This window comes from Paraburkholderia sp. UCT2 (assembly GCF_014397665.1).
Taxonomy (GTDB): domain Bacteria; phylum Pseudomonadota; class Gammaproteobacteria; order Burkholderiales; family Burkholderiaceae; genus Paraburkholderia; species Paraburkholderia tuberum.
Window position 1 is genome coordinate 103,384 of sequence record NZ_VZQO01000021.1, and the last position, 22,754, is coordinate 126,137.

A 22,754-nucleotide genomic window follows, 5' to 3' on the forward strand; every position below is an offset into this window, starting at 1 on the left:
GCGCCGGCCTCCGCCAGCCCCGCCCGGCAACCTCCGGCGCGGCGCGGACCGACTTCGCAAGCTGCCCGCGCGGTACAATCGCGGCGTGAGCGCGCATGGGGCGAGCTCACGTCGTCAATCCCAAACATGAGCCGTTTTTCGTCCTTTTCAAGGCCGCCGAAGCAGTTCGATCGGCGCCGTCCGCAACCGCTTGCCGAGGTACTCGGCCGCACGGACGCGTTCGCTGCGCTGCGCGCAGGCGTCGAGCAGATCGCCGCGCTCGAGAAGGATCTGCGCGAGCTGCTGCCCGATTATCTGGCGACGAGCGTCGAGCCTGGCTTCATCAAGGAGGGCGTGCTGGCCCTGTTCGCCGCGCACAACGCGCTCGCGGCGCGTCTGCGGCATCTGGAGCCGCGGCTGCTGGCGGATTTGCAGCAGCGCGGCTGGCCCGTGCAGGCGCTGAAGATTCGCGTGCGGCCGCAGCCGCTGAAAGAACCGCCGCCCGTAAAACAGGCGCGCATGACGCCGGCCGGCGCCGCCGCGCTGCAGGCGTTGAGCGAATCGCTCGAGCCTTCGCCGTTGCAGGAGGCGCTGGCGCGCATGGCCGCGCGGCATCGGCGCAATCGCTGAACGCTCGACGAAAAAAACGGCCCCGAGGGGCCGTTTTTCATTTGCTTGCCTGTTACGCTGGCTTTATGCGAACGCAGTCTGCGTCTCGTACGCGAAGCCGCGCGGGGCCTTCTGCGTGTCGTCGAAAGTGACGATTTCGTACGAGTCTTCGTGCGCGAGCAGCTCACGCAGCAACGCGTTGTTCAGACCGTGGCCCGACTTGTACGCAGTGTACGACGCGAGCAGCGGGTGGCCGACCACGTACAGGTCGCCGATGGCGTCGAGCATTTTGTGCTTGACGAACTCGTCGTCGTAACGCAAGCCGTCGTTGTTCAGGATGCGATACTCGTCGAGCACGATCGCGTTGTCCATGCTGCCGCCGCGCGCGAGGCCGAGCTCACGCATCATTTCCACTTCATGCGCGAAGCCGAACGTGCGGGCACGCGCGATTTCGCGCACGTACGACGTGTTGGCGAAATCCACTTCCAACGCCTGACCGGTTTTGTCCACGGCCGGGTGACGGAAGTCGATCGTGAATTTGAGCTTGAAACCGAAGTACGGATCGAGGCGCGCGAACTTGTCGCCGTCACGGATTTCAACCGGCTTCGTGACCTTGATGAATTTCTTCGGCGCGTTCTGCTCTTCGATACCCGCCGACTGGATCAGGAACACGAACGAACCCGCGCTGCCGTCCATGATCGGGATTTCCTCGGCGGTGACGTCGACGTAAAGATTGTCGATGCCAAGACCGGCGCAGGCGGACATCAGATGCTCGATGGTCGACACGCGCGCGCCGTCTTTCTGCAACACGGAAGCCAGACGCGTATCGCCAATCGCCAGCGCGGACGCAGGAATGTCCACCGGCGTGGGCAAATCCACGCGCGAAAACACGATGCCAGTGCCCGGCGCCGCCGGGCGGAGCGTCAGATTGACTTTACGGCCGGAGTGCAGCCCGATGCCGACAGTCTTGACGATCGATTTAATTGTGCGCTGCTTCAACATGGTGGCATTCTGTTCGATTGAAAATCCTAATCAGGATTTTTTATTCCATAGCGCGAATTATACTCCAATCCCCAGACCAGCGTCTTTGCGGGGAACGTGACAATCTGTTTCGCTGCATTACCCACTGGGCTCCGCGACGGAAAGCGTGACGGGCCGATGCCCCGGAATGGAGGCGTTTCCGGTCATCGGCCCGCGTAACGGCCTGTCACAAAAGCGTCGTAATCACCGTTGCCGTAACGCCACGCGGCATAAGCGCAGGGTCGCGACGAAGGTGCGACGTCAGCAACTAGCTCAACGTGGCGAGAATACTCGCTGCATCGCTGACTTCGAATTTGCCGGAAGCCTCGACGTTCAGCGTCTTGACCACGCCGTCGTCGATCACCATCGCGTAGCGCAGGGAACGGATCCCCATGCCGCGCGCCGACAGATCCTGCTCCAGACCAAGCGCCCGTGTGAAAGCCGCACTACCGTCCGCCATCATGCGCACCTTGCCCGAGGTGTGCTGATCGCGTCCCCACGCGCCCATGACGAACGCGTCGTTGACGGACACGCACCAGATTTCGTCGATGCCGGCAGCGCGCAACTGCTCGGCATGTTCGACATAGCCCGGTACATGTTTGGCCGAACAGGTCGGCGTGAACGCGCCGGGCAATCCGAAGATCACCACGCGCTTGCCCGCCGTCTGCTCGTGCACGTCGAAACTGTTCGGTCCGATCGTGCAGCCCGCCCGGTCGTCTTCGACGTACTCGAAGAGCGTCGCGTCGGGCAGCTTTTCACCTTCCTTGATCATGCTCAGTCCTTTGCATCGATGCGAAGCACGCTCGCACGTCCTCGTGTCGCAGTGAATTTCGGTTCGGCCCATTCAACTATAAGCCAACGCCGTTCGGCGGCAGCCACTTCGTCCGCTTCGCGAATCCGCAGAGGGCAGTTGCCCCTGCCGCGAATCAGACGATAAGCGACCTGCTTGCCGTTCACCCGCCACGCTCGTGCGTTCGTCCGCCAGCGCTGCATCTGCGACCTTACTCGCAACGCGGCAACGAAGCCTGCCCGTGCGCTCAGTCCGCCTGCTTGCGCAGGAATGCCGGAATGTCGTACGTATCGACGCCCTTTTCCTGCAGCGCCTGCACGTGCGAGGCCGCCGTGTCGCGCGAGGTGCGCCACACTGCCGGCGTATCGAGCGCGCCGTAGTCGGCCGTGCTGGCGTGGCCTGCCGCCGGTGCGTACGCCGCATGCGCCATGGCGCCGATCGGCTGGTTGTCGGTGCCGGTGCGCAGCAGCGTCATCGGTGCAGATTGCTGCTTCTTCGCCGCTCGGCCGAGGCCCGTCGCGACGACCGTCACGCGCAGCGCGTCGCCCATCGCGTCGTCGTACACGGCGCCGAATATCACCGTGGCATCTTCCGCGGCATAGCTCTTGATCGTGTTCATCACTTCGCGCGTTTCCGACAGACGCAGCGAGCGGCTCGACGTGATGTTGACCAGCACGCCACGCGCGCCCGACAGATCGACGCCTTCCAGCAGCGGGCTCGCGACGGCCTGTTCGGCCGCAAGACGCGCGCGATCGACGCCGGCAACCGTCGCCGTGCCCATCATCGCCTTGCCCTGCTCGCCCATCACGGTCTTCACGTCTTCGAAGTCGACGTTGACGAGACCGTCGACGTTGATGATTTCCGCAATGCCCGCGACCGCGTTGTTCAGAACGTCGTCAGCGCACTGGAAGCACTTGTCCATCTCGGCGTCGTCGCCCATCACCTCGAACAGCTTGTCGTTCAGCACGACGATCAGCGAGTCGACGTGATCCTCCAGTTGCTGCGAACCGGCTTCCGCCACGCGCATACGCTTGCCGCCTTCGAATTCGAACGGCTTGCTGACGACGCCAACGGTCAAAATACCCATTTCCTTCGCGATCTGCGCGACGACCGGTGCCGCGCCCGTACCGGTACCGCCACCCATGCCGGCGGTGATGAACACCATGTGCGCGCCGCGCAGTGCGTCGGCGATACGCTCGCGTGCTTCTTCAGCGGCGGCGCGGCCCATTTCCGGCTTGGCGCCCGCGCCCAGACCCGTGTTGCCGAGCTGGATCACCGCGGTGGCACGCGAACGCGACAGCGCCTGCGCGTCCGTGTTCATCACGATGAAGTCGACGCCTTGCACGCCTTTGTTGATCATGTGCTGAACGGCATTGCCGCCAGCGCCACCGACTCCGACGACCTTGATGATCGTGCCGCTCGTTTCGGTTTCCAGCATCTGGAATTCCATGTTGCCTCCGTCAAGATAAAAAGTTACCGCCACTCGGCGTTATCCGGCAGGAGATCGGGCAACCCCCTGTCGCGCGCCGGCCGCCGGCACCAGCGCGAATTTCTCGAAACCCGTAGTCAGAAGTTGCCGAGGAACCAGTCCTTCATGCGCGAGAACACCTGTCCCATCGACCCCGACTGCACCGCAACCTTGCGCCCGCGCATACGCTGCGAGCGTCCTTCGACGAGCAGACCCATCGCCGTCGAATAGCGCGGATTGCGCACGACGTCGGCGAGACCGCCCGCATACTCCGGCACGCCGATGCGCACCGGTTTCAGGAAAATGTCCTCACCGAGCTCGACCATGCCGATCATCATCGACGCGCCGCCCGTCAGCACGACGCCCGAGCTCAGCAGTTCCTCATAACCCGACTCGCGCACCACTTGCTGCACGAGCGAAAACAGTTCTTCGACGCGCGGCTCGATCACGGCCGCCAACGCCTGGCGCGACAGCGTGCGCGGACCGCGCTCGCCGAGACCCGGCACTTCGATCATCTCGTCCGGATCGGCGAGCGCCTGCTTGGCGATGCCGTAGTCGACCTTGATGTCCTCGGCATCCGGCGTCGGCGTTCGCAGCGCCATCGCGATGTCGCTCGTGATCTGGTCGCCGGCGATCGGAATCACGGCCGTGTGGCGAATCGCGCCTTCGCTGAAGATCGCGATGTCCGTCGTGCCGCCGCCGATGTCGACCAGCACCACGCCCAGTTCCTTTTCGTCTTCCGTCAGCACCGCGAGCGACGACGCGAGCGGCTGCAGAATCAGGTCGTTCACTTCGAGGCCGCAGCGACGCACGCACTTGACGATGTTCTGCGCCGCGCTCACGGCACCGGTCACGATATGCACCTTCACTTCGAGGCGGATGCCGCTCATGCCGATCGGCTCGCGCACGTCTTCCTGACCGTCGATGATGAATTCCTGCGTGAGGATATGCAGCACCTGCTGGTCGGTCGGAATGTTGATCGCCTTGGCGGTTTCGATTACGCGCGCGACGTCGGCCTGCGTGACTTCCTTCTCCTTGATCGCGACCATGCCGCTCGAATTGAAGCTGCGGATATGGCTGCCGGCGATCCCGGTGAACACGTTCGTGATCTTGCAGTCGGCCATCAGCTCGGCTTCCTCGAGCGCGCGCTGAATCGACTGCACGGTGGCTTCGATATTCACCACCACGCCCTTCTTGAGCCCCTTCGATTCGCTCTGGCCGAGACCGATCACCTCGTAGTGACCCTCGCCCTTCAACTCGGCGACGATGGCCACTACCTTCGACGTTCCGATGTCGAGGGCGACCAGCAGATCTTTATAGTCTTTACTCATAGCGTGCTCAGTGCGTGTGATGTCCGTTTACTTCTTGCCCTTGTCGGGTTCGCTGATGAAGCGCATGCCAGTGGCACGAATCGCGAAACCGTTCGGATAGCGCAAGTCCGCATTCTCGATATCCTTTCCCCAACGTTGCGTCACCGCGCTCCATGCCGCGGTCAGGCGCTTGCTGCGATCGGCCAGCGTGTCCTGATTGCGTTCGCGGCCCAACTCCACCTGCGTGCCGTTCGACAGCTTCACCGTCCACGCGTAGCGCGGCGACAGCGTCACTTCCTCGGGCGTCTCGTGGATCGCCGCGAACCACTTCTGGAAGTCGTGATAACGCGCGACGACTTCCTTCGCCGTACCGTCCGGGCCGTCGAACGCCGGCAGGTCTCCGTCGAGCTCGCCCTGGTTCGCGGTGAACAGCTCGCCGTCGACGCTCACCAGCTGATCGCTGCCCCACGTCCCAAGCGGCTTGTACTCCTCGAGCGTGACAGCCAGTGCATTCGGCCACACGCGCCGTACGCTCGCGTGACGCACCCACGGCATCTGCTCGAACGCCTGCCGTGCGGCGTCGAGATCGACCGTGAAGTAGTTGCCCTTCAGTCGCCCCACCACGCCGGCGCGTACCGTCGGCGAATTGATGTGCTCGGTATCGCCGTCGATCTGGATCTCGCGCAGCGCGAAATTCGGGCGCTGGATCAGCCAGTAAGCGCCCGCCGCCAGCAGCACGAGCACCAGCAACGCGTGCAACGCGTTGGTGGCGAGATTGAGCTGGCGAACGTTGTTCCACATGGTGTCGCTTGCGGTTGCCTTGGTTAATCCTGCAGCGTCAGCGCCAACACGCCGACCACCAGTTCCTGATAGCTGATGCCGACCGCGCGCGCCGCTTTCGGCGGCAGCGAGTGATCGGTCATGCCGGGCGCCGTGTTCACTTCGAGGAAGTACGGCTTGCCTTCGCCGTCGAGCATGAAGTCCGCGCGGCCCCAGTCGGTGCAGCCGAGCACATCGAACGCGCGGCGCGCGAGCACCTTCAGGCGCGCTTCCTCTTCGGCGCCGAGACCGCACGGAATCAGATACTGCGTGTCGTTGGCGACGTACTTCGCGTGGTAGTCGTAGAACTCGCCGGCCGGCACGATGCGGATCACCGGCAGGTCCAGATTGCCGGCGATGCACGCGGTGTATTCGCCGCCGCCTTCGATGCTCTTCTCGACCACGACGATACGGTCGTGCTTCACGGCTTCGATCAACGCGGCCGGCAGCGCGTCCGCGCTCTTCACCTTGATCACGGCGACACTCGAACCTTCGCTCGCCGGCTTCACGAACAGCGGCAGACCGAGCTTCGCGACGATCTCCTTGGCGCGCGCTTCGTAGTCGTCACCGCGCAGCACCGCTTCGAACGGCGGAGTCGGAATGCCGAGCTGCTGCCATACGAGCTTGGTGCGGAACTTGTCGAGACCGAGCGCCGAGCCGAGCACGCCGCTACCGGTGTAACGGATGCCATAGAAATCCAGCGCGCCCTGGATCTGGCCGTTCTCGCCGTAGCCGCCATGCAGCGCGTTGAACGCGCGCACGAAGCCTTCATCCTTCAACGCGGACAGCGGACGCTCGGCCGGATCGAACGGATGCGCGTCGACGCCCGCGTCACGCAGGCCTTGCAACACCAGGCGCCCGGAATTGAGCGACACCTCGCGCTCGGCGGAATTACCGCCGAGCAGCACTGCCACCTTGCCGAATTGTTTAGGGTCGATACTGCTCATCTCACACCTTCTGTTCCTGAGCGAGTCGAACCGGCACACCGCCGATCGAACCCGCGCCCATCGTAATCACCACGTCGCCGTCGCGCACCACCGTGGACAGCGCGTCCGGCACTTCATCCACCGTATCGACAAACACCGGCTCGACCTTGCCCGCAACGCGCAGCGCGCGCGCCAATGCGCGGCCGTCGGCGGCGACGATCGGCGCTTCGCCGGCCGCATAGACTTCGGTCAGCACGAGCGCGTCGACGGTCGACAGCACTTTCACGAAATCCTCGAAGCAATCACGCGTGCGCGTGAAGCGGTGCGGCTGGAACGCCAGCACCAGACGCCGGCCCGGAAATGCGCCGCGCGCCGCCGCCAACGTGGCGGCCATTTCGACCGGGTGGTGACCGTAGTCGTCCACCAGCGTGTAGGAGCCCGCGGCCTGGCCGTCGCTGAGAACCGGCACTTCGCCATAGCGTTGGAAGCGTCGGCCGACGCCGTTGAAATCCGCGAGCGCTCGCTGGATATCGGCATCTTTCACTTCAAGTTCAGTCGCAATTGCAATTGCGGCCAACGCGTTCTGCACGTTGTGCTCGCCCGGCAGGTTCAACGTGACGTCGAGCGGCGCCGCGTCTTCGCGCATCACGGTGAAATGCATGCGGCCTTCGCGAGCTTCGACGTTGACCGCGCGCACCTGCGCATCGGCCGCGAAACCGTAGCGGATGATCGGCTTCGACACGAACGGCAGGATCTCCTTCACGTTCGGATCGTCGACGCACAGCACCGCGATGCCGTAGAACGGCAAACGGTGCGTGAATTCGATGAAGGCCTGCTTCAGACGCGCGAAGTCGTGACCATAGGTGTCCATATGATCGGCGTCGATGTTCGTGATGACCTCGATCACCGGGAACAGGTTCAGGAACGACGCGTCCGATTCGTCCGCCTCGGCGACGATGAAGTCGCCGGTGCCGAGGCGCGCATTCGCGCCCGCGCTGATCAGCCGGCCGCCGATCACGAAGGTCGGATCGAGCCCGCCCGCGGCGAGCACGCTCGCGACCAGCGACGTGGTCGTGGTCTTGCCGTGCGTGCCGGCAATCGCGATGCCCTGCTTCAGACGCATCAACTCCGCGAGCATCACCGCGCGCGGCACGATCGGAATGCGGCGATGACGCGCGGCCAGCACTTCCGGGTTGTCGCTGCGCACCGCGGTCGACACCACCACCGCGTTCGCGCCTTCGATGTTCTCCGCCGCGTGCCCGATCGAAATGCGCGCGCCGAGCCCGGCGAGGCGCTCGGTGACCGCGTTGCCCGACAGGTCCGAGCCGCTCACCTGATAGCCGAGATTGACGAGCACTTCGGCGATGCCGCTCATGCCCACGCCGCCGATGCCGACGAAATGAATGTGTTTGACGATGTGTTTCATTGCTTTCCTTCTGGGCTCACGCCCGCCATCGAACCCGCAGCCGCCACCGTCGCGCAGATCTGCGCGACCTGTTCGGTGGCATCCGGTTTCGCGAGCGAGCGCGAACGCTCCGCCATTTCCGCGAGACTTTCCCGCGTCTGGCTGCGCAACCAGTCGGCGAGCTTTTCCGCCGACAGATCGCGTTGTTGCACGACCAGCGCCGCGCCGTTGTCGGCGAGGAACGCTGCATTAGTGGTCTGGTGATCGTCGACCGCGTACGGGAACGGCACGAACAGCGCCGCGACGCCGACCGCCGAGATCTCCGACACGGTCATCGCGCCCGAGCGGCAGATCACCAGATCGGCTTCTTCATAGGCGCTCGTCATGTCGTCGATGAACGGCACGAGCGAGACATCCGTGCCTGCCTGCAAGCCCGCCGCCGCGTAGTTCTCGCACAGCGCGTCGATATGCTTCGCACCCGCCTGATGCACGATGCGCGGCCTCTCGTTGGAGCCAAGCAGCGCGAGCGCGCGCGGCACGACTTCGTTCAACGCGGCGGCGCCGAGACTGCCGCCCACGACGAGCACGTTCAGCGGACCATTACGCTGCGCGTAGCGTGCTTTGGGTGGATTCGCCCGCGCAAGTTCCTCGCGAATCGGATTACCGGTCCATTCGCTGTGCGGCAGCGCATTCGGAAATGCGACCAGCACGCGCTTGGCGAGCTTCGCGAGCACCTTGTTCGCGAGACCCGCGATCGAATTCTGTTCGTGCAGCACGAGCGGCCGGCCGCTCAGCGCGGTCATCAGACCGGCCGGGAACGTGATGTAGCCGCCCATGCCGAGCACGACGTCGGGCTTCACGCGACGCAGCACGCTCAAACTCTGCGTGCATGCGCGCAGCAGGTTCACCGGCAGCATCAGCTTGGTCTTCAGGCCCTTGCCGCGCACGCCGCCGAAGCGCAGGTACTCCATTGGAATGCCGTGCTTCGGTACCAGCGTCGCTTCCATGCCCGCGGGGTTGCCGAGCCATACGACTTTCCAGCCCCACGCCTGCATCAGATGTGCGACCGCGAGCCCCGGGAACACATGTCCCCCGGTGCCGCCGGCCATCACCATCAGCGTGCGTTGTGGCAGAGCCGTCATACCTTGCCCCCGCGCATCAACACACGATTTTCATAGTCGACCCGCATCAGCACCGCGATCGCCACGCAGTTCAGCAAGATGCCCGAACCGCCGTAACTGACGAGCGGCAACGTCAGGCCCTTGGTCGGCAGTAGGCCGAGGTTTACGCCCATGTTGATGAAGGTCTGCGCGCCGAACCATATGCCGACGCCCTTCGCGACCAGACCCGCGAACGTGCGATCGAGTGCGAGCGCCTGGCGGCCGATCTCGAACGAACGGCGCACGATCCAGTAGAACATCAGGATCACGACGAGCACGCCGACGAAACCCAGCTCCTCGCCGATCACCGCGAGAATGAAGTCGGTATGCGCTTCCGGCAGATAGTTGAGCTTCTCGACGCTGCCGCCGAGACCGACGCCGAACCACTCGCCGCGCCCGAACGCGATCAGCGAGTGCGTCAGCTGATACGCCTTGCCCTGCGCGTAGCGATCGTCCCACGGGTCGAGGTAGGCGAAGATCCGCTCACGACGCCACGGCGACGCCCACACCAGCAACGTGAACGTGCCCACCGCGGTCGCGACGAGGCCGCCGAACAGCTTGCCGTTCACACCGCCGAGGAACAGCACGCCCATCGCGATCGCCGCGATCACCATGAACGCGCCCATGTCCGGCTCGAGCAGCAGCAGCATGCCGACGAGACCGACCGCGACGGCCATCGGCAGAAAGCCCTTGGCGAAGCTGTGCATGTATTCCTGCTTGCGCACCGTGTAGTTCGCCGCGTAGATCGTCACCGCGAGCTTCATGATTTCCGACGGCTGCATGTTCGTGATGCCGAGCGGAATCCAGCGGCGCGCGCCGTTCACGCCCTTGCCGACGTGCGGGATCAGCACGATCACGAGCGCGACGAGCGAGATCAGGAAGAGCTTCGGTGCGTACTTGTCCCACGTCGAAATCGGAATACGGAACGACACGACGCCGACCGCCGCGCCCATCAGCACGAAGATGATCTGGCGCACGAGGAACGCCCAATCGCGATACGACGCGTACTTCGGCGAATCGGGCATCGCGATCGACGCCGAGTACACCATCACGACGCCGAGCCCGAGCAGCGCGACGACGACCCACAGCAGCGAGTGGTCGTAGTCGAGCATGCGCGAGCGCAGCGGCCGCACGCCGTTGACCGCGCTCGCGAGACCGCTGCCGCCCGTGCGGGTGGACGTGCGCGCCGCGGCGCCGTTGCCGCCGGAGGGTTCGCGCGAGCCGAAACGTTCCGACCAGCTCATATCATCGTCCCCCGTTCGGCCGCGATATCTTCGACCGTGCTGCGGAATACCGCCGCGCGGTGTGCGTAACCCTTGAACATGTCGAAGCTCGCGCACGCGGGCGACAGCAGCACCGCGTCGCCGGGCTGCGCGAGCGCGGTGGCCGCGCGCGTCGCGTCTTCAAGAGTCGCGTGGTCGGTCATCGCGACGCCGCAATGTTCGAGCGCCGCGCGAATCTGTGGCGCATCGCGGCCGATCAGCATCACCGCGCGGCACCAGCGCATCACCGGTGCGGCGAGCGGCTCGAACTCCTGACCCTTGCCGTCACCGCCGGCGATCAGCACGACGCGCTGCGCGAGACCGTCGAGCGCGGCGACCGTCGCGCCGACGTTGGTGCCCTTGCTGTCGTCCACATAGTCGATACCGTCGATCGACGCGATCAGTTCCACGCGATGCGGCTCGCCGCGATATTCGCGCAGGCCGTGCAAAAGCGGCGCGCCGGGCAGGCCGATCGCGCGTGCGAGCGCGTACGCGGCCAACGCGTTGGCGGCGTTGTGCAGGCCACGGATGCGCAGTGCGTCGGCGGGCATCAGACGCTTCAACGCGATGTCGGGCGTTGCGGCTGCTTCGTTCTTGCGACGGCGCTTCGGCGTCGGCGCCCCGAAGGAAGTCCCCTTGGGGGACTCGTCGCTCGCGTCGCGATCTTGCGCTTCGACGAGCCACACCATGCCGTTGTCGCGCAGGAGGCCATAGTCACCGTCGTTCTTCGGCTCGGTCACGCCGAACGTGATGACCTCCGTGTCGCCGCTGGCGGGCGCGAGCGCCATTACGCGCGCGTCGTCGCGGTTCAGCACGCGCACCGTCCGTGTACCGAAGATGCGGCCCTTCGCGGCTGCGTACGCATCGAGTCCGCCGTGCCAGTCCAGATGATCCTGCGTGATGTTGAGCACGGCGGCCGCGTCCGGCGTAAACGTATGCGAGGTCTCCAGCTGGAAGCTCGACAGTTCGAGCACCCACACGTCGGGCAGCGCGGTCTGGTCGATCGCTTCGGAGAGCTTGTCGAGCAGCGACGGGCTGATGTTGCCCGCCACCGCGACCTTCTTGCCCGCGCGTTCGCACAGCAGGCCGGCGAGACTCGTCGTCGTGGTCTTGCCGTTCGTGCCGGTGATCGCGATCACCTTCGGCGCGTAGCCGGACTCGCCGAGCGTGCGCAGCGCCTGCGAGAACAGTTCGAGTTCGCCCCACACCGGGATGCCCTGCTCGCGCGCCGCCGTGACCAGCGGCAGCAGATCGGCGGCCAGCGGCGACAATCCCGGGCTGATCGCGACCAGCTCGACGCCTTCGAGCAGCACCGGCGAAAACGGACCGCCGACGAAATCGGCATCGACGCCATGCGCTTCGAGCGCGGACAGATTCGGCGGCACTTCGCGCGTATCGGCCACGCGCAGCCGACAGCCGTGCCTGGCGCACCAGCGCGCCATCGCGAGACCGGATTCACCCAGTCCCAGCACGAGCACCATCGGCTTTTGCCGATCCCGAAACTTCTCGCCGAACATCGCCTGCTTCCTTAAATACTGCTGCTTAACGCAATTTGAGCGTGGACAAACCGAACAGGCACAACATCAACGTGATGATCCAGAAGCGCACGACCACCTGCGTTTCCTTCCAGCCCGACAATTCGAAATGGTGATGCAGCGGTGCCATCTTGAAGAACCGCCGCCCTTCGCCGTAACGGCGCTTCGTGTATTTGAACCACGTGACCTGCAGCATCACCGACAGCGTTTCCGCGACGAAAATGCCGCCCATGATGAACAGCACGATTTCCTGACGCACGATCACCGCGACCGTGCCAAGCGCACCGCCGAGCGCGAGCGCGCCGACGTCGCCCATGAACATCTGCGCCGGGTGCGTGTTGAACCACAAAAACGCGAGACCCGCGCCGCCCATCGCCGAACAGAAGATCAGCAATTCGCCCGCACCGGGGATGTGCGGGAACAGCAGGTATTTCGAGTAGACCGAGCTGCCCATCACGTACGCGAACACGCCGAGCGACGCGCCGACCAGCACGACCGGCATGATCACGAGGCCGTCGAGGCCGTCGGTCAGATTCACCGCGTTGCTCGCGCCGACGATCACCAGATACGTGAGCACGATGAAGCCCCACACGCCGAGCGGATAGGTGATCGACTTGAAGAACGGCAGCAGCAGGTCGGCGCGCGCGGGCAGGCCCATCGACAGACCGCTGCGCACCCACGCCATGAACAGGTCGAACACGCGCACGTTGCTCGCCTCGGACACGCTGAACGCGAGATAAACCGCCGCGAACAGGCCGATCACCGATTGCCAGAAATACTTCTCGCGCGATGACATGCCGCGCGGGTCCTTGTAGACGACCTTGCGGTAATCGTCGACCCAGCCGATCACGCCGAAGCCGAACGTGACGAGCATCACGATCCAGATGAAGCGGTTGGTCAGATCGGCCCACAGCAGCGTGGCCACGGCGATGCCGAGCAGGATCAGCACGCCGCCCATCGTCGGCGTGCCCGATTTGACGAGGTGAGTTTGCGGACCGTCCTTGCGAACGGCCTGGCCGACCTTCATCGCGGTCAGCTTGCGAATGACCGCCGGGCCGCAGACGAGCCCGATCAACAACGCGGTGATGGTCGCCATCACCGCGCGAAACGTCAGATAACTGAACACGCGCAAGAAGCTTGCGTCATTCTGCAGCCATTGCGCCAGCGCCAGTAGCATGCCTGGATCCTTCTATTTCAATGTGCAGCGGGCGTCGTGCCCGCGGCGTTGGGTTGTGGACTCGTAACGGCGTCCACCACGCGCTCCATCTGCATGAAGCGCGAGCCTTTCACGAGAAGCGTTGCGGCAGCGCCGAAGCCGGCCTGCTGCAGTTTCCCGACCAGTGCGCCGACATCGGCGACGTGGTGCGCGCCCGCGCCGTATGCGGTGCAGGCGTCGCGCGAGGCGTCGCCCATCGCATACAGCGCGTCGATACCGCTCTCTTTCGCATACGCGCCGATTTCGCGGTGAAACGCCGGGCCGTTGTCGCCGACTTCGCCCATGTCGCCCATCACGAGCACACGCGGCGAGTCACGTGACGCGAGCACGTCGATCGCGGCGCGCATCGAATCGGGATTCGCGTTGTAGGTGTCGTCGATCACGGTTGCGCCCGCGAGCGTGCCGAGCACGGCCTGCTTGACCTGCAGACGGCCCTTCACCGCGCCGAACGATTCGAGGCCGCGCTGGATCGCGTCGAGCGACACACCCGCTGCCAACGCGGCGGAGGCCGCCGCGAGCGCGTTGTGCGCGTTGTGATTGCCGAGCACCTGCAGCGTGACGTCGAGATGGCCTTGCGGCGTGTCGATAGACAGACGCTTGCCGTCGAACCTGCCCTTCACCGCGGCTTCGGTCGTGCGCTCCGCGCTGTTCAACGCGAAATCGATGATGCGACTGCCGGTCGCGGCGACGCGCCAGATGCTCGCATATGCGTCGTCGGCGGGGAATACCGCCGTGCCTTCCGGCGACAGCGCGTGAATCACGCTCGCGTGTTCGAGCGCGACCGCCTCGACGCTCGCCATGAATTCCTGGTGCTCGCGCTGCGCGTTGTTGACGACGGCAACCGTCGGCTCGGCAAGCTTCGCGAGCTGTTCAGTTTCGCCCGGATGGTTCATGCCGAGTTCGACCACCGCGAGCCGATGCGCGGCATGCAGACGGAACAGCGTGAGCGGAAGGCCGATGTCGTTGTTGAAATTGCCCGCGGTCGCAAGACGCGCATCCGCGCCGACCGCGGCCGCGAAGATCGAGGCGATCATTTCCTTGACCGTGGTCTTGCCGTTGCTGCCCGTGACCGCGACGAGCGGCAGGTCGAACTGACGACGCCAGCCGCGCGCGAGCGCGCCGAGCGCTTCGCGCGTATCGGCGACGCGGATCGCGGGCACGCTCCAGCTATCCGGCGTGCGCGCGACGAGCACCGCCGCGACGTTGCGCTCGGCCACTTGCGGCAGGAAGTCGTGCGCGTCGAAACGGTCGCCCTTGATCGCGATGAACAGATCGCCGGGCCCAGCGCTGCGGCTGTCGGTCGACACGCGCTCGAAGCGCACGCTGTCGTCGCCGGTGACGCTCGCGCCGGGGATCTGCGCGGCGGCTGCACGTAGCGAGAACATGGTCATTCGCCACCTCCGCGTGTTTGTGTGGCGCGCGCGGCGAGCGCGAGGCGGGCGTGGTCCTGATCGGAGAAAGCGCGTTTCTTGCCCATGATTTCCTGTGTGGCTTCGTGCCCCTTGCCGGCCAGCACGATCACGTCTTCGCGCGCGGCGCCGCGGATCGCCTGCAGGATCGCGCTCGCGCGGTCCTCGATGCGGCGCGCCTGCGACGCGTCGCGCATGCCCGTGACAATCTGCTCGATGATCGCGAGCGGATCTTCGCTGCGCGGGTTGTCGCTCGTCACGACGACGTTGTCCGCCAGCCGCTCGGCGATCGCGCCCATCAGCGGACGCTTGGTCGCATCGCGGTCGCCGCCGCAGCCGAACATGCAGACGAGTTCGCCGCCGCGCGCGGTCGCGATCGGCCGCAGTGCTTCGAGGGTCTTTTCGAGCGCATCGGGTGTGTGCGCGTAGTCGATCACGACGAGCGGTTCGTCGTTCTGCAGACGGCCGCCCAGACGCTGCATGCGGCCGTTCACCGGTTCGAGCTTCGCGAGTTCGGCGAGCGCCGCGTCGAACGGCACGTCGGCGGCGAGCAGCACGCCGAGCACCGCGAGCAGATTGCCGACGTTGAAGAGGCCGAGCGTTTGCACTTCGACTTCGGCGTTGCCCCAGTCCGAGGTGCTCAGATGAAACGCGGTGCCGGTCGCGGTGGCACGCACGTTCGATGCAGTGAGCCACGCGTCGGCTTGCGGTGTGCCGTCGGCGTCGGCGTCGCCATGCTCGCCCTCGATGCCATACGCGATCGTGCGCGCGTGACCGCGCGTGCTCGCGAGCAAACGCCGGCCGGCGGCATCGTCGCGATTGATCACGGCCGCGCGCAGCTCGGGCCAGGCGAACAGACGCGCCTTGGCGGCTTCATAGGCCTCGAACGTGCCGTGATAGTCGAGATGGTCCTGCGTCAGGTTCGTGAACACCGCGATGTCGAAAGCTGTGCCGTTCACGCGCCCCTGGTGCAGCGCATGCGACGACACTTCCATCGCCACCGCCTGCGCGCCCGCGTCGCGCAATTGCGCGAGGCTGCGTTGCAATTGCGGTGCGTCGGGCGTCGTGAAGCCGGTGTGCACGAGTTGGCCGACGAGCCCTGTGCCGAGCGTGCCGACGATCGCGCAGCGCATGCCGCGCGCGGACAGCGCCGCGGCGACCCACTGGCTGCACGAGGTCTTGCCGTTCGTGCCGGTGATGCCGACCGCGAGCATCGCGTCGCTCGGATCGCGATACCACGCGCTCGCGATCGTGCCGGCGAGTTCGTTCAACGCCGGCACCGCATGTGCGGCGGCCGCGTCGAGCATGCCGCTGAAACCTTCGGGTTGCACGAGCACGGCGGCCGCACCGCGCTTGATGGCCGCGTCGATGAATGCGCGGTTGTCCGCGCCATCGACCGCGTACGCGAAGAACGCGTCGCCGGCCGCGAGCGAGCGCGTGTCGGCGTGCAGATGCGCGCCTGGCTGCACGTGCGCGTGCAGCCAGGCAAGGGCGTCGGCGATCTGCCGGTGCGCTGGATGTTGCTCGCGCAGCGCGCTCATCGCTCGACTCCTGGATGATTTTTCGGGGTGGCGGAAATGGTCATCTTCTTCACGCCGGGGCTCGTCGACAGCTTCTTCACCACGGGCGGCGTGGCCGGCGCACCGGGCGCGGGCGGCGCCGAATCGTCGGACACGACCATCTGCTTGACGGGCATGTCGGGCGGCACGTTCAGCGCGCGCAGCGTATCCCCGGCGATGCCCGAAAACACCGGGCCCGACACCTGGCCGCCGAAGTGGCTACCGGCCGTCGGCTCGTCGACCGACACCGCAACGACGATGCGCGGATTCGGCATCGGCGCCATGCCGACGAACGAGGCGCGATATTTGGAGTGGTCGTAGCCGTGCGGACCGTGCTTGTACGCGGTACCGCTCTTGCCGCCGACGCGATAGCCGGGCACCGCCGCATCCGGCGACGTGCCTTGCGGCGACACCACGGTTTCGAGCATCGCGCGCACTTCACGCGCGGTGGTCGGCGAGAAGATCTGCGGACCGGTGGCCGGCGGGTCGCCCGGCGTGTGGAAAATCGTCACCGGCATGATTTCGCCGTCGTGCGCGATCGCGGTGTACGCGCGGCCGAGCTGGAACAGCGACACCGACAGGCCATAGCCGTACGACATCGTCGCCTGCTCGATACGGCGCCAGCTCTTCCACGGACGCAGACGGCCCGCCGCCGCGCCCGGAAAGCCGACCTTCGGTGCCTGGCCGAGACCGATGCTGGTGTACATGTTCCACATCTCTTCGGGCCGCAACTGCATCGCGATTTTGGTCGCGCCGATGTTGCTCGACTTCTGGATCACGCCGCCGACCGTCAGCACGCCGAAGCCGCTGTCGTCGGTAATCGGCGCGCCGTCGAGTACGAAGTGGCCGTTGCCCGTATCTACCAGTGTAGTCGGCGTCACCCGGTGCAGATCGAGCGCGAGCGACACCGTGAACGGCTTCATGATCGAACCCGGCTCGAACGTGTCGGTCAGGATGCGGTTGCGCAGCTGGTCGCCGGTCAGGTGCGAGCGGTCGTTCGGGTTGTAGGTCGGGTAATTGACGAGCGCGAGCACTTCGCCGGTGCGCACGTCGATCACCATCGCCGCGCCGGCCTTCGCCTTGAATTTCTCGACGGCCGCTTTCAGGTTCGTATAGGCGATGTACTGGATCTTGCTGTCGATCGACAGATCGACGTCCTTGCCGTTGTGCGGCACGACCTGTTCGTCGACGTCCTCGATGATGTGGCCCATCCGGTCCTTGATCACGCGACGGCTGCCCGACATGCCCGCGAGCAGCTTCTGGTCGCCGAGCTCGACGCCTTCCTGGCCCTCGTCCTCGACGTTCGTGAAGCCGATCAGGTGAGCGGTGATCTCGCCTTCCGGATAGAAGCGCTTGTACTCGTCGCGCGAGTAAATGCCGGGGATGTCGAGCGCCGCGACTTTTTCTGCGACGTCGACCGGCACCTGGCGCTTCACGTAGACGAAGGTCTTGTCCTCCGACAGCTTCGAGCGCAATTCCTTAGTGGTCATGCCGAGCAGTTTGCCGAGCGCGTCGAGCTTGTCGGCGCCGAGGTCGTCGGGCACCGATTCGGGAATCGCCCAGATTGCACGCACCGGCAGACTCGTGGCGAGCACGAGGCCGTTGCGGTCGAGAATCTTGCCGCGCGTGGCCGGCATGTCGATGCGGCGCTGATAGCGGATCTCGCCCTGCTTCAGATAGAACGCGTTGCCCGGGCCCTGAATCCAGAACGCGCGCGCGGCGAGCGCGACGAACGCCATGAACAGCAGGAACACGACGAGCTTCGAGCGCCACATCGGCAGGCGCACCGACAGAATCGGATTGGCCGAAAACGCAACGCTCTTGTGGGCCGACGATTTTTTCATCGCGTGGCTCCGCGACGGGTCGCGACCGGCGCCGAGGCCGGCGCGGAAGTCGGAATGGGTGCGTCGATCGCCGTCGCGGCACCCGGGGCGAGCGTCAGGTACTGGGTGCGGCCCGTGGTGACCGATTGCATCTTCAGCGAGGCGGTGGCGAGCTGCTCGATGCGCGACGTTTTGGACAGCGCGCTCTGCTGATATTGAAGCTGCGAATAGTCCTGCTGCAGCTGACGCTCCTGCGACTGCGCGCGCTGCAGCTGGATAAAGATCTGACGCTGCTGATTGGTCGCGTTGACGACCGACAAGGCACAGCCCATCACGATGATCAGCAGGAAAATATTGAGGCGGTTCATGGCGCGATCCGCTCCGCCACGCGCATCACGGCAGAACGGGCGCGCGGGTTGCCGGCGACTTCAGCGTCGCTCGCGAATACGCGGCCGATGATCTTGAGCGGAGGGCTCGGCAGGTCGACCGCGCGGATCGGCAGACGGCGATCCACCGCCGGCGCGCTCGCGTGCGCCTGCATGAATCGCTTGACGATCCGGTCCTCGAGCGAATGAAAGCTGATGACCACCAGCCGCCCCCCTTGCTCCAACAACGACAACGCTGCTTCTAGAACGACTTGCAGCTCCGCAAGCTCTTGATTGACGTGAATCCGTATAGCCTGAAAGGTGCGGGTTGCCGGGTCCTTGCCCTTCTCACGGGTTTTGACGACGTTAGCCACGATTTGGGCAAGCTCGCCCGTGCTGACGAGAGGCCCAAGACGGTCGGACTCTGCCCGGCGAGCAACAAGCGCCTTTGCAATCTGAAAAGCAAACCGTTCTTCCCCATAATCTCGTATCACCTCCGTCAATTCCTGCACCGTGGCCCGCGCGAGCCAGTCAGCGGCGGACTCGCCGCGCGTCGGGTCCATCCGCATGTCGAGCGGGCCGTCGGCGCGGAAGCTGAAGCCCCGCTCCGGATCGTCGACTTGCGGCGACGACACGCCCAGATCCAGCAACACCCCCGACACACGCCCTACCCCGCGCTCCGCCATCGCGGCGCGCAGTGAAGCAAAACTCTCGTGGACGATGGCAAAGCGCGGATCGGCGATCTTCTGCGCCGTCGCGATCGCGAGCGGATCTTTATCGAACGCGATCAGCCGCCCTGCTTCACCGAGCCGTTCCAGCACGAGGCGGCTATGGCCGCCACGGCCGAACGTGCCGTCCACATACGTGCCGTCGGCGCGCGTGACCAGCGCATCGACCGCTTCGTTCAACAGCACCGTGCGATGCTGCAATTCGTTTCCCATCGCAGGTGCCATATAAATAAGCCGCGATCAGAACGTGAAATCTTTCAACGCGTCGGGCATGCCCTCGGCGATCGCCGCCTGTTCCTTCGCGGCGTAGATCTGTGCATCCCACAGCTCGAAATGGCGGCCCATGCCGAGCAAGGTCACTTCTTTCTCCAGCGAGCCAGCCGCTCGCAACTCCGGCGACACGAGCACACGGCCTGCGCCGTCCATATCCACATCCATTGCATTGCCGAGAAAAATGCGTTTCCACCAGGCGGCGTTCATGGGCAGCTTGTCGACCTTGTCACGGAAGATTTCCCATTCGGGGCGCGGAAAGAGCAACAGGCAGCCGTCCGGGTGCTTGGTGATCGTCACCCGGCCCTCTGCCTGTGTTTGCAGCGCATCCCGATAACGAGAGGGAATCGACATCCGCCCTTTCGCATCGAGCGTCAGCGCCGACGCCCCTTGGAACACTTCGCTCTCCCCTATTGCGGCGCTGTTTGCGCCGCCCGCCCGGTCCGTGAAAATCTACCCGAAAGTGGTGCCGAGAACACACAAAAATACACTTTCTCACACTGTCTCCCACTTTAGAGGAACGCTAAACACGGGTCAAGGGAGCGGCGCGCTTTTCGAGCGGATTTTGTTTGCTAGAACAAGGACTTAGCGCGACTCCCTCACGTCCAGCATAAAACAGAAAACCGTTATAAATGAATGGGCTAGTGCAACTTGTGAAGGTGATACGTGAAAAGTGCGAGGAAACAGCGCGAATTGAAAGAGATCGTCAAGGGATTCTGAAAGGGAAGAGGCGGCGTCGCCCGGACCAACGACGAACGGGGCGCGCGGCGCCGTCTCGCTTGCGGAAATGCGTTCAGCGATGGCTGAGGCGATACGTGCGGTGCTCCGGTTAGCGAAGCGAAGCGGGTGAAACGCTCATATGTAATAGGCGGTGCGCGTCATCACCTTCGACATCGCACGCATCAACGCGCGTGCAGGAAACGGCAACTCGATGCCGCCCGCATCCATTGCGGCCTTGCCGTGCTGCGCTTCATCGACCCGCATCTGCTCGACGATCGCGCGCGATTCATGGTCCGCGGCGGGGAGCTGATCGAGATGACTGTCGAGATGCTGCTCGACCTGGCGCTCCGTTTCGGCCATGAAGCCAAGACTCACGCGATCGCCGAGACGCCCCGCGGCGAGACCGATCGCGAGCGCGCCGGTGTACCACAGCGGATTGAGCAGACTCGGACGCGAGTCGAGCGCCTGGAGGCGTTTGGCGGTCCACGCCAGATGATCCTCTTCTTCCGACGCGGCGTGATCGAACATGGCGCGCAATGAAGGTGAGTCGGTGGCGAGTTTCTGCGCCTGGTAAAGCGCCTGCGCGCACACTTCGCCGACGTGGTTCACACGCATCAAACCCGCCGCATGCGCGCGCTCCGCGGGCGAGAGTTCGGGAGCTTCGGCCGTCGCCGCGGAAGCCTGCGGAAGCGGCAGCGGACGGCTCATCCGCGAGACCCCCGTCAGTGAGCGTAAACCCCGATCAAACTCGCCAATCAACTCGTCCAGCAACATAAAGCGCTCCCTGATTCGATAACCGCCGCATCGTTCCGGAAGGTCCGTGCGACAAGGCCTCGCGACGCGAAACCCGTGGCCCGACAGGCACCAATCCGCATGAAATGGGCGGTTAATTTGCGATTCTAGACCATGTTGCGTAAACGAAACAGCGGCCTTCCGGAGCGACTCCTTTTTCTTTGTTCCATGTATGCCTTTTGTTACATTACGTGGCAACTTCTCGCGAAGTTGGACAGCAAGGCCTTCAGCACTAACTAAATATTTCGCCTTGTACAAAAGATTCGTATTCCTTGGAGATCATTCGATGAAAAAGTCGCTTCTCGCTCTCGCAGCACTGGGCGCATTCGCAGGCGTCGCTCATGCGCAGAGCAGCGTGACCCTGTACGGCATCGTTGACGTTGGTATCAACATGAACACCAACTCGGGCGGTAAGCATCTGTACAACATGTCCAGCGGCGTCCTGCAAGGCTCGCGTTTCGGCCTGCGTGGCACTGAAGATCTGGGCGGCGGTCTGAAGGCCCTGTTCGTGTTGGAAAACGGCTTTGACGTGACGAACGGCAAGCTCGGTCAAGGCGGCCTGATGTTCGGTCGTCAGGCATATGTCGGTCTGTCGAGCCAGTTCGGCACGGTCACGCTGGGTCGTCAGTACGACTCCGTCGTCGACTACGTGGGTCCGTTCGAATCGGGTGATCAGTGGGGCGGCTACATCGCCGCTCACCCGGGCGATATCGACAACTTCAACAACGCGTATCGCACCAACAACACGGTCAAGTACACCAGCAAAAACTACAACGGCCTGACGTTCGGCGGCACGTATAGCTTCGGCGGCGTCGCCGGTGACTTCACGCACAACCAGATCTGGTCGTTGGGTGCTGGCTATAACAACGGTCCGCTGCAATTGGGCTTGGGTTATTTGAACGCGCGTACGCCGGCAGCTTCGGGCGGTCTGTTCAACAACGGCGGCACGATCGCAACGAATACGCCGGCCGTGGGTACTACTGCAGCTAATTTCGCAGTCACGACCCCGATCTACGCAGGCTTCGCATCGGCCAACACGTACCAGGTCGTCGGCGCGGGCGGTGCATACACGTTCGGCGCGGCAACCATCGGCCTGACGTACTCGAACATCCAGTTCGGCAACCTCGGCAAGACGTTCGCGTCGCCGTTCGCTGGCCAGAAGGCAACGTTCAACAACGGCGAAATCAACTTCAAGTATCAGTTGACCCCGGCACTGCTGGTCGGCGCGGCGTATGACTACACGCGCGGCACGCAGATCGAAGGCAACTCGCGTGCTCAGTACCACCAAGGCGCGCTGGGCGTGGACTACTTCCTGTCCAAGCGTACCGACGTGTACCTGGTCGGCGTGTACCAGCACGCTTTGGGCGACACGGTCAACGCAACGGGTCAGGTGGTCGCAGCAACGGCAGGCATCAACGGCCTGACCGGTTCGACGACCAACAACCAGTTCACGGCTCGCATCGGTATCCGTCACAAGTTCTAATAAGTCGTAAAAAAACGCAGTTTGTCTCAAAGGCGCCTTCGGGCGCCTTTTTTTATGCGCGGATTTTGTACGGGCAACAAAAAACCCGGCGCACTTTCGTGCGCCG

The 22,754-nt window shown here is 64.6% G+C and carries 20 protein-coding genes; 2 read left to right on the plus strand and 18 right to left on the minus strand.

Going from position 1 to position 22,754, the window contains the following annotated elements; genetic code table 11:
- The first annotated feature begins 126 nt into the window (after positions 1–126).
- Positions 127–609: a DciA family protein gene (locus F6X39_RS19115; protein ID WP_090801953.1), complete on the plus strand. Its 483-nt coding sequence runs from the start codon at positions 127–129 to the stop codon at positions 607–609.
- Between the two features lie 63 nt (positions 610–672).
- Here the strand turns inward: F6X39_RS19115 and lpxC are convergent, their stop codons facing one another.
- From lpxC to coq7, 18 genes are all read right to left on the minus strand, one after another.
- Complete coding sequence (lpxC, locus tag F6X39_RS19120) at positions 673–1,590, minus strand: UDP-3-O-acyl-N-acetylglucosamine deacetylase (RefSeq protein ID WP_090801955.1); 918 nt, start codon at positions 1,588–1,590, stop codon at positions 673–675.
- Positions 1,591–1,876: 286 nt separating this feature from the next.
- Entirely contained in the window at positions 1,877–2,380 is a 504-nt protein-coding gene (locus tag F6X39_RS19125) for a peroxiredoxin (protein WP_184051040.1), read from the minus strand.
- A gap of 265 nt (positions 2,381–2,645) precedes the next feature.
- Positions 2,646–3,848, minus strand: coding sequence for a cell division protein FtsZ (gene ftsZ, locus F6X39_RS19130; protein ID WP_184006597.1), 1,203 nt, complete (start codon positions 3,846–3,848; stop codon positions 2,646–2,648).
- A gap of 116 nt (positions 3,849–3,964) precedes the next feature.
- A complete protein-coding gene (gene ftsA, locus F6X39_RS19135) occupies positions 3,965–5,197 on the minus strand; it encodes a cell division protein FtsA (protein ID WP_008921172.1) in 1,233 nt (410 codons plus the stop codon).
- A gap of 27 nt (positions 5,198–5,224) precedes the next feature.
- Positions 5,225–5,977 (minus strand): cell division protein FtsQ/DivIB, encoded by a 753-nt coding sequence (locus F6X39_RS19140; protein WP_187610016.1) that lies wholly within the window; start codon positions 5,975–5,977, stop codon positions 5,225–5,227.
- Positions 5,978–6,000: 23 nt separating this feature from the next.
- Positions 6,001–6,942: a D-alanine--D-alanine ligase gene (locus F6X39_RS19145; protein WP_090801962.1), complete on the minus strand. Its 942-nt coding sequence runs from the start codon at positions 6,940–6,942 to the stop codon at positions 6,001–6,003.
- A 1-nt stretch (position 6,943) separates the two neighbouring features.
- Positions 6,944–8,347, minus strand: a complete 1,404-nt coding sequence (gene murC, locus F6X39_RS19150; RefSeq protein WP_184066906.1) for a UDP-N-acetylmuramate--L-alanine ligase — start codon at positions 8,345–8,347, stop codon at positions 6,944–6,946.
- A complete protein-coding gene (murG, locus tag F6X39_RS19155) occupies positions 8,344–9,468 on the minus strand; it encodes an undecaprenyldiphospho-muramoylpentapeptide beta-N-acetylglucosaminyltransferase (protein WP_187617724.1) in 1,125 nt (374 codons plus the stop codon). The genes murC and murG overlap by 4 nt, the downstream gene beginning before the upstream one ends.
- Positions 9,465–10,730 carry a putative lipid II flippase FtsW gene (gene ftsW, locus F6X39_RS19160; protein WP_187617725.1) on the minus strand — a complete coding sequence of 422 codons (1,266 nt, stop codon included), beginning with the start codon at positions 10,728–10,730 and terminating at the stop codon, positions 9,465–9,467. The genes murG and ftsW overlap by 4 nt, the downstream gene beginning before the upstream one ends.
- A complete protein-coding gene (gene murD, locus F6X39_RS19165) occupies positions 10,727–12,265 on the minus strand; it encodes a UDP-N-acetylmuramoyl-L-alanine--D-glutamate ligase (RefSeq protein WP_187617726.1) in 1,539 nt (512 codons plus the stop codon). The genes ftsW and murD overlap by 4 nt, the downstream gene beginning before the upstream one ends.
- A gap of 25 nt (positions 12,266–12,290) precedes the next feature.
- A complete protein-coding gene (mraY, locus tag F6X39_RS19170; protein WP_184022861.1) occupies positions 12,291–13,460 on the minus strand; it encodes a phospho-N-acetylmuramoyl-pentapeptide-transferase in 1,170 nt (389 codons plus the stop codon).
- A gap of 17 nt (positions 13,461–13,477) precedes the next feature.
- Complete coding sequence (murF, locus tag F6X39_RS19175; protein ID WP_187617727.1) at positions 13,478–14,890, minus strand: UDP-N-acetylmuramoyl-tripeptide--D-alanyl-D-alanine ligase; 1,413 nt, start codon at positions 14,888–14,890, stop codon at positions 13,478–13,480.
- Positions 14,887–16,449: a UDP-N-acetylmuramoyl-L-alanyl-D-glutamate--2,6-diaminopimelate ligase gene (locus F6X39_RS19180; protein ID WP_187617728.1), complete on the minus strand. Its 1,563-nt coding sequence runs from the start codon at positions 16,447–16,449 to the stop codon at positions 14,887–14,889. The genes murF and F6X39_RS19180 overlap by 4 nt, the downstream gene beginning before the upstream one ends.
- Positions 16,446–18,311 (minus strand): peptidoglycan D,D-transpeptidase FtsI family protein, encoded by a 1,866-nt coding sequence (locus tag F6X39_RS19185; protein ID WP_184022858.1) that lies wholly within the window; start codon positions 18,309–18,311, stop codon positions 16,446–16,448. Before F6X39_RS19185 ends, F6X39_RS19180 begins: the two co-directional genes overlap by 4 nt.
- Complete coding sequence (ftsL, locus tag F6X39_RS19190; protein ID WP_090801975.1) at positions 18,308–18,658, minus strand: cell division protein FtsL; 351 nt, start codon at positions 18,656–18,658, stop codon at positions 18,308–18,310. The genes F6X39_RS19185 and ftsL overlap by 4 nt, the downstream gene beginning before the upstream one ends.
- A complete protein-coding gene (gene rsmH / locus F6X39_RS19195) occupies positions 18,655–19,608 on the minus strand; it encodes a 16S rRNA (cytosine(1402)-N(4))-methyltransferase RsmH (RefSeq protein ID WP_187617729.1) in 954 nt (317 codons plus the stop codon). The genes ftsL and rsmH overlap by 4 nt, the downstream gene beginning before the upstream one ends.
- 15 nt (positions 19,609–19,623) lie before the next feature.
- Positions 19,624–20,052: a division/cell wall cluster transcriptional repressor MraZ gene (mraZ, locus tag F6X39_RS19200; RefSeq protein ID WP_013090620.1), complete on the minus strand. Its 429-nt coding sequence runs from the start codon at positions 20,050–20,052 to the stop codon at positions 19,624–19,626.
- 456 nt (positions 20,053–20,508) lie between these two features.
- A complete protein-coding gene (gene coq7, locus F6X39_RS19205; RefSeq protein WP_184066930.1) occupies positions 20,509–21,147 on the minus strand; it encodes a 2-polyprenyl-3-methyl-6-methoxy-1,4-benzoquinone monooxygenase in 639 nt (212 codons plus the stop codon).
- 304 nt (positions 21,148–21,451) lie between these two features.
- On the opposite strand from coq7, the gene F6X39_RS19210 reads away from it, so the two are divergent.
- Positions 21,452–22,648 carry a porin gene (locus tag F6X39_RS19210; protein ID WP_187617730.1) on the plus strand — a complete coding sequence of 399 codons (1,197 nt, stop codon included), beginning with the start codon at positions 21,452–21,454 and terminating at the stop codon, positions 22,646–22,648.
- Positions 22,649–22,754 lie beyond the last annotated feature (106 nt).

Coding starts and splice junctions, on each gene's coding strand:
- lpxC (WP_090801955.1), bottom strand. CDS start 1,590: ATGTTGAAGCAGCGCACAATTAAATCGATCGTCAAGACTGTCGGCATC.
- ftsL (WP_090801975.1), bottom strand. CDS start 18,658: ATGAACCGCCTCAATATTTTCCTGCTGATCATCGTGATGGGCTGTGCC.
- coq7 (WP_184066930.1), bottom strand. CDS start 21,147: ATGTTGCTGGACGAGTTGATTGGCGAGTTTGATCGGGGTTTACGCTCA.
- mraY (WP_184022861.1), bottom strand. CDS start 13,460: ATGCTACTGGCGCTGGCGCAATGGCTGCAGAATGACGCAAGCTTCTTG.
- murD (WP_187617726.1), bottom strand. CDS start 12,265: ATGTTCGGCGAGAAGTTTCGGGATCGGCAAAAGCCGATGGTGCTCGTG.
- ftsA (WP_008921172.1), bottom strand. CDS start 5,197: ATGAGTAAAGACTATAAAGATCTGCTGGTCGCCCTCGACATCGGAACG.
- rsmH (WP_187617729.1), bottom strand. CDS start 19,608: ATGGCACCTGCGATGGGAAACGAATTGCAGCATCGCACGGTGCTGTTG.
- F6X39_RS19180 (WP_187617728.1), bottom strand. CDS start 16,449: ATGAGCGCGCTGCGCGAGCAACATCCAGCGCACCGGCAGATCGCCGAC.
- ftsW (WP_187617725.1), bottom strand. CDS start 10,730: ATGAGCTGGTCGGAACGTTTCGGCTCGCGCGAACCCTCCGGCGGCAAC.
- F6X39_RS19145 (WP_090801962.1), bottom strand. CDS start 6,942: ATGAGCAGTATCGACCCTAAACAATTCGGCAAGGTGGCAGTGCTGCTC.
- murC (WP_184066906.1), bottom strand. CDS start 8,347: ATGAAACACATCGTCAAACACATTCATTTCGTCGGCATCGGCGGCGTG.
- F6X39_RS19185 (WP_184022858.1), bottom strand. CDS start 18,311: ATGAAAAAATCGTCGGCCCACAAGAGCGTTGCGTTTTCGGCCAATCCG.
- murG (WP_187617724.1), bottom strand. CDS start 9,468: ATGACGGCTCTGCCACAACGCACGCTGATGGTGATGGCCGGCGGCACC.
- F6X39_RS19140 (WP_187610016.1), bottom strand. CDS start 5,977: ATGTGGAACAACGTTCGCCAGCTCAATCTCGCCACCAACGCGTTGCAC.
- ftsZ (WP_184006597.1), bottom strand. CDS start 3,848: ATGGAATTCCAGATGCTGGAAACCGAAACGAGCGGCACGATCATCAAG.
- F6X39_RS19115 (WP_090801953.1), top strand. CDS start 127: ATGAGCCGTTTTTCGTCCTTTTCAAGGCCGCCGAAGCAGTTCGATCGG.
- F6X39_RS19210 (WP_187617730.1), top strand. CDS start 21,452: ATGAAAAAGTCGCTTCTCGCTCTCGCAGCACTGGGCGCATTCGCAGGC.
- F6X39_RS19125 (WP_184051040.1), bottom strand. CDS start 2,380: ATGATCAAGGAAGGTGAAAAGCTGCCCGACGCGACGCTCTTCGAGTAC.
- murF (WP_187617727.1), bottom strand. CDS start 14,890: ATGACCATGTTCTCGCTACGTGCAGCCGCCGCGCAGATCCCCGGCGCG.